This is a genomic window from Brevundimonas terrae (assembly GCF_011761985.1).
Lineage (GTDB): Bacteria > Pseudomonadota > Alphaproteobacteria > Caulobacterales > Caulobacteraceae > Brevundimonas > Brevundimonas terrae.
The window spans coordinates 144,786-161,557 of record NZ_JAASQT010000002.1; the positions used below are offsets into that span (position 1 = coordinate 144,786).

General features: G+C 62.6%; 15 protein-coding genes, 1 tRNA gene and 1 other RNA gene. 11 read left to right on the plus strand and 6 right to left on the minus strand.

Annotated features, from left to right (window positions below; translation table 11 throughout):
- Positions 1-26: 26 nt before the first annotated feature.
- The 6 genes from FHS64_RS05295 to FHS64_RS05320 form a co-directional block, all read right to left on the minus strand.
- On the minus strand, positions 27-2,096 hold the full coding sequence (locus FHS64_RS05295; protein WP_243862807.1) for a capsular polysaccharide biosynthesis protein: 2,070 nt from the start codon (positions 2,094-2,096) through the stop codon (positions 27-29).
- A 64-nt stretch (positions 2,097-2,160) separates the two neighbouring features.
- Positions 2,161-2,979, minus strand: coding sequence for an HpcH/HpaI aldolase/citrate lyase family protein (locus tag FHS64_RS05300; protein ID WP_167176558.1), 819 nt, complete (start codon positions 2,977-2,979; stop codon positions 2,161-2,163).
- A 43-nt stretch (positions 2,980-3,022) separates the two neighbouring features.
- Entirely contained in the window at positions 3,023-3,913 is an 891-nt protein-coding gene (locus tag FHS64_RS05305) for an ROK family protein (protein ID WP_167176560.1), read from the minus strand.
- A gap of 1 nt (position 3,914) precedes the next feature.
- Complete coding sequence (locus FHS64_RS05310) at positions 3,915-4,406, minus strand: GAF domain-containing protein (RefSeq protein WP_167176562.1); 492 nt, start codon at positions 4,404-4,406, stop codon at positions 3,915-3,917.
- Between the two features lie 71 nt (positions 4,407-4,477).
- Entirely contained in the window at positions 4,478-5,023 is a 546-nt protein-coding gene (locus tag FHS64_RS05315) for a PH domain-containing protein (protein ID WP_167176570.1), read from the minus strand.
- Between the two features lie 128 nt (positions 5,024-5,151).
- Positions 5,152-5,227, minus strand: a tRNA-Ile gene (locus FHS64_RS05320).
- A 192-nt stretch (positions 5,228-5,419) separates the two neighbouring features.
- On the opposite strand from FHS64_RS05320, the gene FHS64_RS05325 reads away from it, so the two are divergent.
- The 11 genes from FHS64_RS05325 to FHS64_RS05375 all read left to right on the plus strand — a co-directional run bounded on the left by FHS64_RS05325 (position 5,420) and on the right by FHS64_RS05375 (position 16,760).
- Positions 5,420-6,172 (plus strand): SIMPL domain-containing protein, encoded by a 753-nt coding sequence (locus tag FHS64_RS05325; RefSeq protein WP_167176572.1) that lies wholly within the window; start codon positions 5,420-5,422, stop codon positions 6,170-6,172.
- 142 nt (positions 6,173-6,314) lie between these two features.
- Entirely contained in the window at positions 6,315-8,111 is a 1,797-nt protein-coding gene (gene sppA / locus FHS64_RS05330; RefSeq protein ID WP_167176574.1) for a signal peptide peptidase SppA, read from the plus strand.
- 126 nt (positions 8,112-8,237) lie between these two features.
- Positions 8,238-8,570 (plus strand): hypothetical protein, encoded by a 333-nt coding sequence (locus FHS64_RS05335; protein ID WP_167176576.1) that lies wholly within the window; start codon positions 8,238-8,240, stop codon positions 8,568-8,570.
- A 15-nt stretch (positions 8,571-8,585) separates the two neighbouring features.
- On the plus strand, positions 8,586-9,344 hold the full coding sequence (locus FHS64_RS05340) for an N-acetylmuramoyl-L-alanine amidase (RefSeq protein ID WP_167177682.1): 759 nt from the start codon (positions 8,586-8,588) through the stop codon (positions 9,342-9,344).
- A gap of 55 nt (positions 9,345-9,399) precedes the next feature.
- An RNA gene (gene rnpB, locus FHS64_RS05345) (RNase P RNA component class A) lies at positions 9,400-9,769 on the plus strand.
- A 457-nt stretch (positions 9,770-10,226) separates the two neighbouring features.
- Entirely contained in the window at positions 10,227-10,703 is a 477-nt protein-coding gene (locus FHS64_RS05350) for a division/cell wall cluster transcriptional repressor MraZ (RefSeq protein WP_167176578.1), read from the plus strand.
- A complete protein-coding gene (gene rsmH / locus FHS64_RS05355) occupies positions 10,700-11,665 on the plus strand; it encodes a 16S rRNA (cytosine(1402)-N(4))-methyltransferase RsmH (RefSeq protein ID WP_167176580.1) in 966 nt (321 codons plus the stop codon). Before FHS64_RS05350 ends, rsmH begins: the two co-directional genes overlap by 4 nt.
- Positions 11,662-12,120 (plus strand): cell division protein FtsL, encoded by a 459-nt coding sequence (gene ftsL / locus FHS64_RS05360; protein ID WP_167176582.1) that lies wholly within the window; start codon positions 11,662-11,664, stop codon positions 12,118-12,120. Before rsmH ends, ftsL begins: the two co-directional genes overlap by 4 nt.
- The gene (locus FHS64_RS05365) at positions 12,117-13,907 is read left to right on the plus strand and encodes a peptidoglycan D,D-transpeptidase FtsI family protein (protein ID WP_167176584.1); all 1,791 of its coding nucleotides are present in this window, start codon (positions 12,117-12,119) and stop codon (positions 13,905-13,907) included. Before ftsL ends, FHS64_RS05365 begins: the two co-directional genes overlap by 4 nt.
- Positions 13,904-15,364, plus strand: a complete 1,461-nt coding sequence (locus FHS64_RS05370) for a UDP-N-acetylmuramoyl-L-alanyl-D-glutamate--2,6-diaminopimelate ligase (protein WP_167176586.1) — start codon at positions 13,904-13,906, stop codon at positions 15,362-15,364. The genes FHS64_RS05365 and FHS64_RS05370 overlap by 4 nt, the downstream gene beginning before the upstream one ends.
- Complete coding sequence (locus FHS64_RS05375; RefSeq protein ID WP_167176588.1) at positions 15,357-16,760, plus strand: UDP-N-acetylmuramoyl-tripeptide--D-alanyl-D-alanine ligase; 1,404 nt, start codon at positions 15,357-15,359, stop codon at positions 16,758-16,760. The genes FHS64_RS05370 and FHS64_RS05375 overlap by 8 nt, the downstream gene beginning before the upstream one ends.
- Positions 16,761-16,772: the final 12 nt, after the last annotated feature.

Below are 16,772 nucleotides of genomic sequence, written 5' to 3' on the forward strand. Positions count from 1 at the left end.
CGTCCATAATATTGTTGTTGGGGGTATCAATACGACGGCGGAAGGCTGCGGTCGAGGCTGGCCTTTATGCCACGCCACCAACGCCTGATCCGGCCACGCGGCGGCGGGGGCAGGGGATGGTCACGCGCCGTGATCAGGGCGGCCACCAGATCCTCGGCCTCGCACGGCCAACCGTCCGGCGTCACATAGACCGGATAGTCGATCAGGGCGGCATGGATCAGGTCATCCAAGGTGATTTTTCGCGTGCGGCGCTCGAACGCCATCTTGTCTTCGGTCAGGCCCCATCCGGCATAGAAGGGGCGGCCATAGACGCTGACGGCCTTGCCACGCATCAGGGCCTCGAAGCCTGACAGCGAGGTCAGGGTCGCCAGCCGGTCACAGGCATTCAGCAGGTCGATAATGTCCATATCGTCGGCCACGGCATCGACCTCGTGCATGGCCCCCGCATCCAGAAGACCGATCCGGTTGCCGGAGGTCACATCGGGATGGTTGCGATAGACAAGGAAGGCATCGGGGAAGTCTGCGCGGGCGGCTTTGACGAGGCCGGAATTGGTGCGGATATCGCCGCAACCGGTCAGGATGGACTTGTCGTTCTCGACCTGACCGACCACCAGCAGGACGGGTCTGTCCTTGGGCCATGTGTCGGGAAGGGCGCTGCCTTTGAGGTTGTATTTCGACAGGCCCGCACCGACCACGGCCTCGCGTAAAGCCTTGGCGCGGTCGCGCTGGCGCGGGGACAGGCCGCCCGTTTCGATCAGGGTTTCCAGACGGCTGGGCGTGCGTGGATCGTAATAGACGCCCTGATCGTCCAGCGCGACGGACAGGGCACCAAAGAAGTCGGAGCCCAGACCGCGTGAGCGGATAAAGCCGTCTTCCATCCGCACGCGCTGACCATCGAATGTGCTGGCGGCGGCCAGAATCTCGGGGCTTTCCTTGCCGGACCACCAGATCAACTTGCCACCGGTGGCGCGGGCATGGGCGACGGCAGACTTGGCACGCCAGAAATAGCGCACCCGTCCCTTGGGACTGTTCAGCAGGCGACGCACCGGCGGGCGTTTGGCGGGCGCAAAGCCGACGGCGGCCCAGTCGCCCGACAGGCGATCGGCGCGGTCACGAAGGGCGATCAGGCGCTCCAGCGCCTGTTCGGCCTCGCAAGGCTGGCCGGTGACCGGATCGACATAGCGGGTATAGCGGATCATGGCAGCGGCCACGACCTGTTCGACGGTGCGGGGCTGGCCCCTGCGACCGGTCAGGACGGTGTCGCGGGTCAGGCCCCAGCCGGAATAGAACGGCGCGCCGAAACAGCGCACGGCCTTGCCACGCAGCAGGGCTTCAAACCCCAAAGCCGAGGTCACCACATAGACGGCATCGACGGCATCCAGCAGTTCGGCGGGGCGCACATCGGTGTCGATCAGGGTGATATCGGATAACTGGTCGGATGGAATACAGCCCTGTTTGCGTCCTGCGGCCACGGCGGGATGGCGTTTGACGATGATCTGGGCGTCGGGTTCATCGGTACGGGCGGCGGCCAGCATTTCGGCAAAGCGCGCCTCGCTCGCCAGTCCATAGGCGATGGAGGCATCGCCATAGGTCTGGTCCACCACCAGAACGCGGCGGCGTGGCTCGAGGATGCTGTCATCCAGCGGCCCGCCCATATTGGTCTTGGAAATCCGCGCCTCGACCATGCGGTCGATCAGGGCACGGGCGCGGGTGGCCATAGCGACATCGCACCATTGCGGGGCGGTGTGGATCAAGGCTTCCAGACGGCTGGGGCGGGTGGCGTCGTAATAGATGCCGAGATCATCGACGACGACGCTGAGGCTGGTTGCGCCGCTCTCGCCAAGACCGACCGAGCGCAGGAAGCCGTCTTCGAGTGCGACATAGGGTTTGTTGTTGCGGCTGGCCCATGTGCGGCCCGCGCGGCTGGACGGTTTCAGACCCCAGCCCGTCACCACATCCACATCCTTGGAGGGTAGGCGGTTCAGCGCATATTCCGGTAGGAAGGCGGCAAGGTTCGGCACCTTCAGCACGCCCGGCGCACAGACCCATGCTGACTTATGAGGCAGGGTGGGGGCGGGCTGTGCGGATTTCATCATGGGTTTTGTCTAGGCCGCACGGCGAGGCTTAACCAGTGGGCTGGTCTTGATCGGTTGTGGGCAATCACAGATCGGCCAGCAGGCTTTGCGCCTGTTGCAGATGCAGGCGCTCGACCATTTCGCCATCGACACGGATCACGCCCAGACCTGCGGCCTCGGGGGCGGCAAAGGCGGCGACGATTTTCTGCGCCCATTCGATCTCGACAGGGGATGGGCCAAAGGCAGTATTGGCGGGGGTGATCTGGGACGGATGGATCAGGCTCTTGCCGTCAAAACCGTAGAGGCGACCCTGTTGGGCCTCGGCCATAAAGCCGTCCTCGTCCTTGATGCGGTTGAACACGCCGTCAATGGCCAGCAGCTTGTTGGCGCGGGCATGGGCGACCACAGCCGCCAACCACGGCTTGAACGGTTCGCGGTCAGGCGAGGCACCCGTCTTCAATTCCTTGGCCAGATCGTTCACGCCCAGCATCAGGCCCGACAGGATGCCGCCAGCCTCGGCAATGTCTTTCAGGTCCACCAATGCCTTGGGCGTTTCGATCATCGCCCATAGGCGTTGATCCAGACGCAGGACATCGCTGATCGCCTTAACCTGTTGTTCGTTCTCGATCTTGGGGGCGACGACCAGATCAACGGGGGCGTCTTTCAGGGCGTCCAGATCATCGGCGGCCCATGGCGTATCCAGCGCATTGATGCGTACGGCCAGTTTGGGACCAAATCCACCGGCCATGGCGGCCTCAATAGCGGCCTTGCGGGCGTCGGACTTGGCTTCGGGGGCAACTGCGTCCTCGAGGTCCAGAACCGCGACGTCGCAATCCAGTCCACGCGCTTTTTCGATGGCGCGCGGGTTGCTGGCAGGCAGGTAGAGGACGCTGCGGACTTTCATCGGAGACTCGCTTGAAGCTCGTTTTTCGGGAGCATAGCGAGGCTCATGGCCACAAGCGAGCGGCACCGCGCACACCCGAACTGTCGCCCCAGCGGGCGGGCACGACGGCGGCATTCCAGATGTCGGAAAATACGCGCTTGGCAATGGCTTGGTTCAGGCCGTCATAAAGCTCCGGCAGGTTTGATAATCCGCCGCCCAGCACGATAATCTCCGGATCGACCAGATTGACCACAGCCGCCAGTGCGCGGGCCACGCGGTCGCGCAGCAGGTCCATCTGTTGCACCGCCTCAAGGTCGCCGGAGCGGACAGCGTCGATGATCTGTTCGCAGGTCCATTCGCGATGGGTGGCGGCACGGTGGGCGCGTGCAAAACCGGAGCCGGAAATCCACGTCTCCAGACAGCCCGACTGTCCGCACCAGCAGGCAGGGCCGGGCATTTCGTCAAGCGTTGGCCACGGCAAAGGATTGTGGCCCATTTCGGCGGCGACGCCATGACGGCCCTCGACCAGTTTGCCGTCGATCACCAATCCCGCGCCACAGCCTGTGCCAAGGATGACGGCATAGACCGAGGCATGGCCTTCGCCTGCGCCATCCACGGCTTCGGACAGGGCCAGACAGTTGGCGTCATTGGCAAGGCGCACGGGGCGGCCCAGATGCTGTTGCAGGTCGGCTTGGAACGGTTGGCCGTTCAGATACTGGCTGTTGGCATTGCGGATCAAGCCGGTCAGCGGTGACGGCGAACCCGGAATGGCCAGCCCGACCGAGCGGGCAGGGCCGGCAAGCTGTTCGACCTCGGTGATAAGTTCGCCCACCAGCCGGATCGCCCCGTCATAGGTGCCAGGATTGGGGCGGCGGATACGGGCGCTAAAGCCACCGGCCTCGTCAATGGCGGCGGCTTCTATCTTGGTGCCGCCAAAGTCGATGCCGATGCGCATATCAGGCAAATACCTTGGCCATCAGACGTTCAAGACAGGTCTGGTCCACGGCATCGAACGCTGCCTTTTCGGTGGCATCCACATCCAGTACGGCGATCAGGTTTTTAGCGGCATCAAACACCGGCACGACGATCTCGCTCTCGGAGCGGCTGTCACAGGCGATGTGACCGGCAAAGGCGTGAACATCCTCGACCAGTTGCGTCTTTTGCTCGCGGGCCGCAGCACCGCACACGCCGCGTGCAAACGGGATACGCAGACAGCCCAGCGTGCCTTGATAGGGGCCGACCACCAGTTCGTTCTCTTTTGCCGGATCGACCACATAGAAGCCGGTCCAGAAGAAGGCAGGAAAGGCATCGGCCAGCATCGAAGCGACGGTGGCCATACGCGCCGTCACATTCGGCTCGCCGTCCAGCACCGCCAAAATCTCGGCCTCGACCTCGGCATAGCATTCGGCCTTGTCGGCAGGGCGGTCGTCACGGGCGATATAGGACATAGGGGCTTCAATCAGGGCAGGGGCAAATGCAGAGACGGTATGTCAGCGCACTTGCCCGCCAGATCAAGTCATCAGGACGTTTTACGCTCGCCCAGCTTGCTTTCGATCCGCAGCAGGGCATCGCGGATTTCGACCAGCAGGTCTTGCGAGGTTGCGGTGTGGGTGGTCGCCGTTGCGGGCGTGTGCGTCTGGGCATCGCGCATGGCCAGAATACGGTCACGCATCTCGCGGGCATTCATCAGGCCGATCAGGTCTGCTTCGGACTGGCCGCTGGCATTGCTGCGCTGTCCGGCGGTTTCGATCCGCAGGCCCAACAGACCAAGGGCGCTGAGCAGCGGACCTTCGCGCACAGAAATGTCCTGAATCTTGTCCAGAGGAATGGTCAGTTCCTGCCGGAACCAGACGCCCTTGCGGATGACCACATTACGGTCGGTCAGTTCCATCTTCAGCGAGGCATAATAACGCCCCGCCCACCATGATCCGAAAATGGCCCAGAGCGGCAACAGCAGGATACCGACAACCGTGATGACCAGAGGCAAGGCCCCCTGCAGGAAGAAATAGGTTTTCAGCTTGGGGCTGAAATGGCCCTCGATGACGGTTGCAGGTGTCGTGGACAAACAGATTCCCCCTCTGATGTCGGCTATATGCCGACAATCCAGATAACATCTGTATTTTGAAATGTGCAAACGGAGGTTGTCGGAATTTATTGTTCAAAGCTCTGAAAAGAAAATGGATTTCAGAGCTTTGGTAGGCGTGGAGGGACTCGAACCCCCAACCAGACCGTTATGAGCGGTCGGCTCTAACCATTGAGCTACACGCCCCCGAAGCAGGAGGCTGTGCCTAGCAGCAGTCGCGGCCACTGAGAAGAGGGATCGGGACAACAATCTGGGCAACAAATGGACTGGCGGGTGAACAAAGACTGACTGATTTACGTTCAGCTTTGTTCATACGGGCCATGCCAGAAGTGCGTACATGGCCCTGTTGGTCTGATAACTCTAGTGGAGACACTCTCTATGACCCGCTTTTCGCGTGCGCTGATGATCGGTTCTGCCATGGTGGCTATGGCCGCGCCTTTGGCCGCTCTTCCTGTTGCCGCCCAAGCCCAGACTGTTTCGGGAGTCGCCGCCATGAACCAACAACCGTCCCTCAATCTGTCGGCGACCGGCAAGGTCAATGTCGCGCCGGACCAGGCCACCATTAATTTTGGTGTCGTGACCGAGGCCGCGACGGCGCAGGAAGCCATGCAGGCCAATGCCCGCCAGATGAACCAGGTCATTGCCGCCCTGCGCCGTGCCGGTATCAGCGAGCGCGAAGTGCAGACCTCGGGCCTGAACCTGTCGGCGCAATATGACTATAAGGAAAATGAATCGCCCAAGCTGCGGGGCTATCAGGCCTCCAACCGCGTGACGGTGATCATCAATGACCTGACCAAGGTCGGCCAGACCGCCGATGCGGTGGTGGCCGCTGGCGTCAACCAGATCGACGGCATCAGCTTTGGTCTGAAAGACCCGAGCGCGGCTGAAAATCAGGCCCGTCGTCTGGCGGTTCAGGCTCTGCAAGCCAAGGCAGCGCTCTATGCCGAGGCTCTGGGCAAGCCGCTGGGCAGCATTCGTAACCTGACCGAAAGCGGTGGTTATGTGCCGCAGCCGTCGCCGCGCATGTACTCGCGTGCGGCCGGTGCCATGGCGCTGGACAGCACCGCTGTCGAGAGCGGTGAATTGACCGTCCAGATCGAGATCAACGGCCTTTATGATCTGGGTCAGTAGGTCGCGTTACAATAATGTAATCTCCATGCCTTTTACAGGGCACGGGAACAGGCTCTAAAAGGCTGGGAAGGGCGGATCTGGTAAGGTCCGTCCTTCTGCGCTGTCTAAAGGCCTGTGGGCCGCCTTCGGATCGAACGACCCTATGAAGCAGTTTTTCCTGACCATGCTTGGCGTTTTTGCCGGTCTGGTGGTGTTCTTTATCATCCTGCCTGTGGTGGGGTTGATGCTTCTGGTGGGGGCGGCGGCCAGCACGTCCAAGCCGTCGACACCGGCCCATACGGTGCTGGAACTGGACCTGCGTCAGGGTCTGACCGATCAGGTGCCGACCAATCCGTTTGCCATGCTGGACAGCAGCCAGTCCGTTCTGGGGGTGATTGATACCCTCGCTCAGGCCGAGCGCGACACCAACGTCAAGGCGCTGCTGATCCGCGCGCCCGAAGGTGGCATGACGCCCGCCTATGCCGATGAAATCCGTCAGGCCGTCCAGCGCTTCCGCAAGACGGGCAAGCTGGTCGTCGCCCACAGTCAGGGCTTTGCCCCGTCGGGTGTGGTGATGTCGTCCTATATGCTGGCGGCCAGTGCCGACGAGTTGTGGATGCAGAACACCTCGTCCTTCCAGGCCACGGGCGTGTCGATGGATTCGATGTTCCTTGGCCGCGCCGCTGAAAAATACGGCGTGAAGGCCGATTTCGAGCAGCGTTACGAATACAAGAATGCGGTGAACGAGTTCACCCAGTCCGACTTCACCCCCGCCCACCGCGAGGCGATGACGGCGTGGATGAACTCTATCTATACCTCGGTGCTGTCGGTGGTGGCCACGGACCGCAAGCAGGACCCTGTGGCCCTGAAGGCTGTGATCGAGGCCGGTCCCTATACACCTGAACAGGCTCTGCAACTGAAGCTGATCGACAAGATCGGTCAGGTCGAGGAAGCCGAGGCCTATGTGAAGGAAAAGGCCGGCAAAGACGCCAAGATCGTCTCCTTCGGCGAGTATGGCTCGATGAAGGGCATGCGCAGCAGCATGGGCTCCGGTGCCAAGTCCTCGATCGCCATCGTTGGCGGCGAGGGTGCCATCATGACCGGTCGCGGCAATAGCGGCTCGCTGTTCGGTTCGGGTTCGGAAATCCGTTCGGACGATCTGGCCCGCGCCCTCTATCAGGCCATCGAGGACAAGGACGTGAAGGCGATTGTCTTCCGTGTGTCCTCGCCGGGCGGCTCGCCCGATGCCTCTGAACAGATTTTGGCAGCGCTGCGTGCAGCCAAGAAAGCAGGCAAGCCGGTGGTGGTGTCCATGGGCGGTTATGCGGCCTCGGGCGGTTACTGGATCAGCTCCGAAGCCGACTGGATCGTGGCCCAGCCCTCGACCCTGACCGGCTCTATCGGCGTCTATGGCGGCAAGTTCGCCATTGGCGAGGCCTTGGGCCGTTTCGGCATCGACACGCGCAACCTGACGGTGGGCGGCGACTATGCCGATGCCTTCAGCTCGGCCAGCGGCTTTGACCAAGGCCAGCGCGCGGCCTTCTCGGCCTCGATGGACCGCATCTATGCCCAGTTCATCGAACGTGTGGCACGCGGTCGCAAGCTGACGCCGGAACGCGCCCACGAAATCGCCAAGGGTCGCGTCTGGACGGGTATGCAGGCCAAGGAAATCGGTCTGGTTGACCAGTTGGGCGGCCTGCATGAAGCCATTAACAAGGCGCGCCAACTGGCCGAGATTCCATCGGCCGAGGGCGTGCGCTTCAAATACTATCCGACCCCGCAAACCCCGTGGGAAGCGCTGGCTTCGGCCTTTGGTGCCTCGGGTCAGGCGGCATCCACACTGGTGCGTATCGGTCAGGTTCTGGGCGATCCGGCAGCAGTGGCAGTGATGGAGCGCGTGCGGACCGAACAGATGCGTACACAAGGCGCTGCGGTGCTGGCCGAACAACCGGCGTTCTGATGCGTTAGGAGGAGGGTGCGGCGTAACGTGACAGGTCTGTGATGACTCAAGTCATTGACCGTTCAGGTTTGCGGACCGACATTAGAGGCTGTGCGCTCCTCCCGCGCCCAATAAGGTATCGTGCTTATGATCAAGTCTGACCCTATGGCCCAGATCGGCTTTGCCGCCCGTCGCCGCCCCAATGGTGGTTTGGCTGCGTTTGTGGTCTGGATGTTCGGCCTCGTGGCAACAGCCGTGGCTGTGACAGTGGGCGCGATACTGGCGGTGCTGACCGCTGCGACTGTGGCTGTGCTGGCGGTGGTCGGCGGTGTGGTGCTGTTCTTTGCCGGTTTTGCCCTGCGTGCGCGTCGCTCGCGCCAGATGCGTCAGGCGCAAAAAGCCGCCGATGAAGGTGTGATCGACGCCCAGAAGGTCGGCGACACCTGGGTGGCCTATGGCTGGGAGCGCGACGGCCGCTAAGGCTGCGTGAACATCATGGAGTTCATCGAGGCCCCGTCACCGAATTTCGACGAGCGTCGGGTTCTCCCTGACATTCTGGTTCTACACTATACCGGCATGCCGACGGGGCAGGAGGCGCTGGAGCGCCTGTGCGATCCCGAGGCCAAGGTTTCCGCCCACTATCTGGTCGAGGAAGATGGCCGCATCTTCCGTCTGGTGGCCGAGGAGCGCCGTGCATGGCACGCCGGTCGCGGCGCATGGCAGGGCACGGACGATGTGAACGGTGCCTCGATCGGTATCGAGATCGTCAATCCCGGTCACGAGTTCGGCTATCGCGAATTCCCCGATGCACAGATTCAGGCGGTGATCGCCCTTGTGGCCGATATCCGCACGCGCTGGACCATTCCCGACGCCCGCATCATCGCCCATTCCGACATGGCACCGACGCGCAAGGACGATCCGGGCGAGCTGTTCCCTTGGAAGCGTCTGGCGGGCGAGGGGCATGGTCTGTGGTTCGAGCCGGCGCTGGCGCGTATCCATGCGCTCGGCGCGGCGCTCCAGACAGGTGATACGGGTCTGGGGGTGCTGGTGCTGCGTTCGGGGCTACATCGACTGGGCTATCCGATTACGGCAGGCGGCGATTATGACGACGATACCGTCATGACCGTCAAAGCCTTCCAGCGCCACTGGCGACCCGACCGCGTGGACGGCATCGCCGATGGCGAGACCCGCGCGCGACTGGTGGGGCTGTTGCAACTGGCCAGTGTCGAAAGCGTCACTGGCGTTCTGGACTGATCTTTATCCCGTACCCGCATTGACGTGAGAAGCAGAACACGTCACTTGGACCGCGCCAGACGGTTGGACGGTCGCGGCAGGGCTTGACCCTGTCGAGGAAAGTCCGGGCTCCACGGTGAAAAGGCGGCGGGTAACGCCCGCCCGGGGTGACCCGAGAGACAGTGCCACAGAAAGTAAACCGCCCCGATTTATCGGGGTAAGGGTGAAAGGGTGGGGTAAGAGCCCACCGCGTCTTCGGTAACGAAGATGGCAAGGTAAACCTCGCCTGGAGCAAGACCAAATAGGGACGTCGCGTGGCCTCGGCCACAGGGTTCACTGCCCCGGACGTCCGGGTAGGTCGCGAGAACCACTCGGCAACGGGTGGTCCAGAGGAATGATCGTCACCGCTTGCGGGACAGAACCCGGCTTATAGACCGTCTGGCATTTTTTCCATTTTGTGAAAGTCCGTCCCGAAAATGGGATGGATCGCCACCGGGGTGATTCACCGGCCTCTGGCGCAGGTGCGAAAACGCACTTTGACGCGAAAATGGGAACGGCTCGCGTAAAAATCGATTTTTTATTTACCCTGATGGGGCAGGTTGCCTCGTCGGGGGCTAAATGCGGTGCTGTGACCAAGCTGTCTGCGTAAATGACTGTAGGAAATACAGATATCGTCAGTTTTCCACATCATCCACAAGTGGACTGTTCTGTGTATGTTCTTGTTCTTGCGGTGTTCTTGTCCACTGGCAAGATGAAAACAAGGTTAAACATCCCGTTTCATCCCATTGAGGCCCATTCTATCCCATGGTATCCCAGAAGCTGAACTGATCGGCTGTAGGGCGCACGTTTTGTGTTGTCTGCCGAAGGCGCAGGGACGGGCCGACGGGCTCGATGGGACAGGGCGTGTTTCTCTCGACCTACGAGAAACAATTGGACGCTAAGCGTCGCCTGCTCATTCCGGGCGACTTCCGCACGGCTGAAAACGGTGCCGAGCACGGCGTTTTCCTGTTCCCCTCCATCGAAGCCGACTGCCTTGAAGCGGGCGGGGACCATCTGTTCGCTGTCTATAATGAAGTGATCCAGTCGCTGCCGTTCGGCTCCGAAGAGCGTTCGGCGCTGGAGTGGCAGGTCATGGGCGAGCAGGTCCGTCTGTCGTTCGACAGCGGTGGCCGTATCACCCTGCCGGACCATCTGTGCCTCGAGGCCGAGCTGTCGGGCGATGTGGTGATCGTCGGCCTGAACGACCGTTTCCAGATCTGGGCCAAGGACAAGTGGATGGCCCGCCGCGCCGAGCAGCGCCGTCTGGCCAAGGCCGGTCTGGCCCAGGTCGCCAAGGCCAAGCTGGAAGCCCAGATCAAACTGGCAGGGGGCGGTGCATGAGCGAAGACGCCAAGCCCCACCTGTCGGTGATGCTGCCGGAGGTTCTGGCGGCGCTGGATGCCAAATCCGGCGATGTGATTATTGATGCGACCTTTGGCGCTGGTGGATACACCCGCGCCATTCTGGCGACCGGAGCCGAGGTGATCGGTCTGGACCGCGATCCGACGGTTCAGGTCCACGCCGATGCCGTAAAGGCCGAGTTCGGTGATCGTTTCCAACTGATCCGCACCCCGTTCGGTGATCTGGACGACGCCTTTGCCGAAAGCGGCAAGGCCAAGCTGGATGGCGCGGTGTTCGACATCGGTGTGTCGTCGATGCAGTTGGATCAGGCCGAGCGCGGCTTCTCCTTCATGCGCGACGGGCCGCTGGACATGCGGATGGCCGATACGGGCGAAACCGCAGCCGATATTGTGAACACGTGGGAACACGGTCCACTGGCCCACATCATCAAGCTGTATGGCGAAGAGCGTCAGTCGGGCCGCATTGCCTCGGCTATTCTGCGCCGCCGCGCCGAACAGCCGTTTACCCGCACGCTGGATCTGGCCGATGCCATCGAGAAGGCCCTTGGCGGTCGTCGCGGTGCGCCGATCCATCCGGCCACGCGCACCTTCCAGGCGCTGCGTATCGCGGTGAATGACGAACTGGGCGAGCTGGAACGCGGTCTGGAAGCGGCTGAAAAGACGCTGGCCGAAGGCGGGCGTCTGGTGGTTGTGACCTTCCATTCGTTGGAAGACCGCATCGTTAAAAACTTCCTGCAGGAACGCACGGGCAATATGCCGGGCGGATCGCGTCACGCGCCTGTGGCTGTCGATACCCGCAAGCCGACCTTTGCCTTGCAGTTCAAGGGTGCACAGGCCGCAACCGCCGAAGAGAGCGCCGTCAACCCGCGCGCCCGCTCGGCCAAGCTGCGCGCAGCGGTCCGCACCTCGGCACCGGCATGGAATATCGGGGGGCGGGCATGAACCTTGTCCTGACCCCGCTAAAGCGTTTGTTCGACTGGCGTGTGCGCGGTGTGCGCGTGATTGAACTGGTGTCCGTTGTCTGCCTCGCGGCGATGATAGTGTCGGTCTATATCGTCAAAACGGCCGCGGCCCGTGAAAGCACGGAAATCAGCCAGATCGAGCGCGAGATCAGCGAGAACGCCAAACGCGTGCGTCTGCTGCGTGCCGAAGCGACCCGCCTGGAACAACCCGCCCGTCTGGAAGCCTTGTCGCGCCAGTTGGGACTGGAGCCGGTCAAGGTTCAGCGCCGCGCCGATGAAGAGGGTCTGGCCGAGATCGCAGCGGCGCATCAGCCGCCCGCACCGGCTGTGGTTCCGGCACCTGCCGTGGCGGCAGGGCAGGCACCTGTGACCTCACCTGCGAAGCCCGCTGTTCAAGCCTCTGTTCAAGTTTCTGGCCAGGAAGGTCAGCCATGAGCGTTCACGATCACCGCGACATGAACTGGGGCCGTCCGGCACCCGGTATCAAGGCTCCGGCGCTGGATGGCCTGATGGCCAAGATCGGCAACCGTGTGGGTGCGCTGGTCTGGGATGTCGAGAACGCTTACGGGCGTGCCCGCAGCCATGATCGCGCACAAGATGATCCGCGTTTCCGCATCTTCTTGGTGATGGCGGTCTTCGCGCTGGTGTTTGTAGTGCTGATGGGCGGCGCATCCTATGCGGCGCTGTTTGCCGACAAGGGGCGCGTGGGTTACGGCCATAGCCGCCCGATGCTGAAGCGCGGCGATCTGGTGGATCGCAACGGTCTGCTGCTGGCCACCAATATCGCCCATTACGGTGTCTATATCGACCCGCGCGAGGTCTGGGACGTGAATGTGGCCCGTCGCCAGCTTCTGGCGGCCCTGCCGCGTATCTCCAAGACCAAGCTGGATCGCGTTCTGTCGGGGGATCGTCGCCTGATCGTCGCCACCGGCCTGACCCCGCAGGAAAAAGCCGCCATCCATGATCTGGCGCTGGGCGGCGTTACGTTCGAGCCGGAAGACCGCCGCGTCTATCCGCTGGGGGCCTCCGCATCGCATCTGCTGGGCCGTTCGGATACGGGCGGTAACGGTGTGTCGGGCGTCGAGCTGGCGTTTGATCGCGAAATCCGCAATGCGGGTATGGGCGGCGACGACTTCCCGATCTCGATCGATATGCGCGTTCAGGGCGTGGTCGAAAACGAACTGGCCGCCGCCATTGCCGAGGCCGATGCCAAGGCCGGTATTGCCGTCGTGGCCGATGTGCATACGGGCGAGATTCTGGGCATGGCCTCGTGGCCGACCTATGATCCGAACAAGCCGGTGACCGAAGGCAATAATGCCACGCTGAACCGCGTGATCTCGGCCCACTATGAAATGGGTTCGATCTTCAAGGCCTATGCGATTGCGGCCGGTGTCGATACGGGCCGTGCCGACCGTGGCACCCTGTTTGATGCCTCCAAGCCCTTCTATATCGGCAACCGCCGCATCACCGACTTCCACGCCAAGAACAAGGTGATGACGCTGGAAGAAGTCTTCCTGCACTCGTCCAATATCGGCACGTCGCGTCTGGCGGTCGAAATGGGCGACGATGTGATGCGCGATTACTTCAAGCGTCTGGGTCTGCTGGATGCCGCGCCGATCGAACTGCGCGAAAGCGCCCGTCCGACCTATCCGCAGAAGTGGGGCGACTCGACGCTGGCTTCGCTGTCGTTCGGTTACAGCATCATGAGCACCCCGCTACAGACGGTGGCGGCCTATGGGGCGCTGACCAATGGCGGGCGCTATGTGGCACCAACCCTGCGTCGTGGCGGCAATCCGAATGCGGAGACCCGTCAGGTCATTTCGCCGGAAACCTCGGCGGTGATGCTGGAGTTGATGCGCGGCAACGTGGCGCGTGGTTCGGGCGGTCGCGCCAATGCACCGGGTCTGCGCGTCGGCGGCAAGACCGGCTCGGCCAACAAGCTGGTCAATGGCCGTTATAACCCGACCGTGGCTGTCGGCTCGTTCGCGGCAGTATTCCCAGCCGATGGTCCGGTGAATGCCAAACGCTATTCGGTCTTCGTCCTGATCGACGAGCCGGGTCACTATCCGCGTACCGGCGGCTTTGTCGCGGCACCGGCTGTGGGCCGTATTGCCGACCGCATCGCCGAGTTCCTCGGTGTGGCGCGCAAGGATGACCGCTGGTTCACCGCCACGGGCGAGCGCATTCCTCAACCGCCTGTGGTCGAGGAGCCGGCACGATGAGCGCACAGCGCCTGTCAGAATTGCTGAACCGCGATCTGGCGTCCGATCCTGAAATCACTTCGGTCACTTCCGACAGCCGCAAGGTGACGCCCGGTGCGCTGTTCGTCGCCCTGCCGGGGACCAATGCCGACGGTCGTACCTTCATCCATCAGGCCCTGTCGCAAGGGGCGGCGGCGGTTCTGGCCCCCAATGATACGCCGTCGGATGCCGCGCCTCTGCTGATCGGCTCGGGCGATGTTCACCGTGCCTATGCCATCGCAGCGCGTGCATTCTATGGCGCCCAGCCCAAGAACTGCGTCGCCATTACCGGTACCAATGGCAAGACCTCGGTGGCGAACTTCTGCCGTCAGATCTGGGCGGGCATGGGCTATAAGTCGGCCAGCATGGGCACTCTGGGCGTGGTCGGCCAAAAGGGCGACAAAACCTACGCCCTGACCGGCCCCGGCCTGACCAGCCCCGATGCCGCAGAAGCCGCGCGTCTTCTGGCCGAACTGGCCCGCAAGGACGTGACCCACCTTGCACTCGAAGCGTCCTCGCATGGTCTGGACCAGCGCCGTCTGGACGGTGTGGCGATCAAGGCGGCGGGCTTTACCAATCTGAGTCAGGACCATCTCGATTATCACGCGACGATGGAAGACTATCGCGCGGCCAAGATGCGCCTGTTTGAAACCCTGCTGCCGCGTGGCCGTACAGCGGTTCTGAACGCCGACAGCGATGCCTATTCGGCCTTTGCGTCCTCGGCCATCATGGCGGGTCTGGGCGTGATGGGCGTGGGCGAGCGCGGTCGTGACCTGACCCTGATCCAGCGCCGTCCGACGCCGGAAGGCCAGCGTCTGGTGATCGATGTGCGTGGCCGTATGCACGACATCCTGCTGCCGCTGGCGGGCGGCTTCCAAGCGTCCAACGCCCTTGTCGCGGCGGGCCTGTGCATCGCCGGTGGCGAGGATGCCGACAAGGTTATTCCGGCTCTTGAAATGATCGAGGGTGCCCAAGGGCGCCTGCAACGTGTTCAGGCCCATTCGAGCAAGAGCGGCGAGGTCTATGTAGACTATGCCCACACGCCGGATGGTCTGGAGACGGTTCTGAACGCGCTGCGTCCGCATGCGACGGGTCGCCTGATCGTGGTGTTCGGCGCGGGCGGTGACCGTGACCGCACCAAGCGTCCGCTGATGGGCGCGATTGCAGGGCGTCTGGCCGATGTGGCCATCGTGACCGACGATAATCCGCGTTCGGAAGATCCGGCCTTTATCCGTGCTCAGGTCAAAGAAGGTTGCCCCGATGCCAAGGAAATCGGCGACCGTCGTGAAGCTATCCACTACGCCATTGGTCTGATGCGCGAAGGAGATGTGGTGGTGATCGCCGGAAAAGGGCATGAACAGGGCCAGATCGTCGGCGGTGTGGTTCATCCGTTTGATGACGTCACCGAAGCAAGCCTTGCCCTGAGCGAAAATGCCTGATCTTGAAAAGCCGCTGTGGACTGCCGAAGCCATAGCTTCGGCTGTTGGCGGTAAACTGGAAGGCCCCGACGCCGATGTCGGCGGCCTGACCTATAACTCCCGTGAAATCCAGTCCGGTGATCTGTTTCTGGCGCTGAAAGGTGCCCGCGACGGCCACGAGTTTGCACAGGCCGCCTTTGAAGCCGGTGCGGTTGTGGCTCTGGTCGAGCATCCGGTCGAGGGCGGGGCCTATGTGGTGGTGCCCGATACCCTGAAGGGGCTGGAAGCCCTTGGCGCAGCGGCGCGTGACCGCAGCGCCGCCAAGCGCGGAGCCGTGACCGGCAGCGTCGGCAAGACCAGTGTGACACAGGCCATCAAGGCCGGTCTTGATCTGGCGGGCCGCAGCCACGCCTCGATCAAAAGCTATAACAACCATATCGGTGTGCCGCTGACCTTGTCGCGCATGCCGGCCGATACCGAACGTGCCGTGTTTGAAATCGGCATGAACCATCCGGGCGAGATTGGCCCCCTGTCGCAACAGGTACGTCCGCATGCGGCCTGTGTGACCACGGTCGGCCCTGTCCATATCGAGGCCTTTGCCGATGGCGAAGCCGGCGTGGCGCGTGAAAAAGGCGCGATCTTCGAGGGCTTGGTCGAGGGCGGCGTGGCCGTCATCAATGGCGACAATGCCTATGCCGAGATCGTCAAACAGGCCGCACGCGATGCGGGCGCGGTTCTGAAGGTTTTTGGCACCGGCGAGGATGCCGATGCGCGTCTGTTGTCGTTCGATGCCGATCCCGAAGGGGCCACAGTGGTCGCCGAGATCGAGGGGCAACGCCATGCCTATCGTCTGGCCCAGTCGGGTGTGCATTGGGGCCTGAACAGCCTGTGCGTGATCCTGATGCTGCGCGCACTGGATGTGTCTCTGGAAACCGCCTTCGAGGCTCTGGCTGATTTTGCGCCGCTGGCCGGTCGCGGGGAAACCAGGTGCGTGGCCCACAAGGGCGGTCATTTCACCCTGATCGACGAGAGCTACAACGCCAATCCGCTGTCGATGAAGGCCGGTTTTATCAGCCTTGGCGCGCGTCCGGTTGCTCATGGTGGCAAGCGCGTCGTGGTGCTGACCGACATGCTGGAACTGGGCGATCACAGCCGTGCCCTGCATGAAGGCCTGTCGGAAAGCCTGATCGCCAACAAGATTGATGTGGTGCATGCGGCGGGTCCGCAGATGCGCCTGCTCTACGATATTCTACCGTCTGCCATGCGCGGCCAGTGGCGCGAAACCGCGGCCGAACTGGCCGGTATTGCGACAGATTTGGTTTCACCGGACGATATCGTCATGGTGAAGGGATCGAACGGCTCGCGGGCCGCTATTGTGGCCAAGGCTCTCGCAGAGCTTGACGGCGCTGCGGAGTAACAGGAACCGGCT

Excerpts from the sequence above, each read along its gene's own strand:
- FHS64_RS05295 (WP_243862807.1), bottom strand. The coding sequence starts at position 2,096 with ATGATGAAATCCGCACAGCCCGCCCCCACCCTGCCTCATAAGTCAGCA.
- FHS64_RS05300 (WP_167176558.1), bottom strand. The coding sequence starts at position 2,979 with ATGAAAGTCCGCAGCGTCCTCTACCTGCCTGCCAGCAACCCGCGCGCC.
- FHS64_RS05305 (WP_167176560.1), bottom strand. The coding sequence starts at position 3,913 with ATGCGCATCGGCATCGACTTTGGCGGCACCAAGATAGAAGCCGCCGCC.
- FHS64_RS05310 (WP_167176562.1), bottom strand. The coding sequence starts at position 4,406 with ATGTCCTATATCGCCCGTGACGACCGCCCTGCCGACAAGGCCGAATGC.
- FHS64_RS05325 (WP_167176572.1), top strand. The coding sequence starts at position 5,420 with ATGACCCGCTTTTCGCGTGCGCTGATGATCGGTTCTGCCATGGTGGCT.
- sppA (WP_167176574.1), top strand. The coding sequence starts at position 6,315 with ATGAAGCAGTTTTTCCTGACCATGCTTGGCGTTTTTGCCGGTCTGGTG.
- FHS64_RS05335 (WP_167176576.1), top strand. The coding sequence starts at position 8,238 with ATGATCAAGTCTGACCCTATGGCCCAGATCGGCTTTGCCGCCCGTCGC.
- FHS64_RS05340 (WP_167177682.1), top strand. The coding sequence starts at position 8,586 with ATGGAGTTCATCGAGGCCCCGTCACCGAATTTCGACGAGCGTCGGGTT.
- rsmH (WP_167176580.1), top strand. The coding sequence starts at position 10,700 with ATGAGCGAAGACGCCAAGCCCCACCTGTCGGTGATGCTGCCGGAGGTT.
- ftsL (WP_167176582.1), top strand. The coding sequence starts at position 11,662 with ATGAACCTTGTCCTGACCCCGCTAAAGCGTTTGTTCGACTGGCGTGTG.
- FHS64_RS05365 (WP_167176584.1), top strand. The coding sequence starts at position 12,117 with ATGAGCGTTCACGATCACCGCGACATGAACTGGGGCCGTCCGGCACCC.
- FHS64_RS05370 (WP_167176586.1), top strand. The coding sequence starts at position 13,904 with ATGAGCGCACAGCGCCTGTCAGAATTGCTGAACCGCGATCTGGCGTCC.
- FHS64_RS05375 (WP_167176588.1), top strand. The coding sequence starts at position 15,357 with ATGCCTGATCTTGAAAAGCCGCTGTGGACTGCCGAAGCCATAGCTTCG.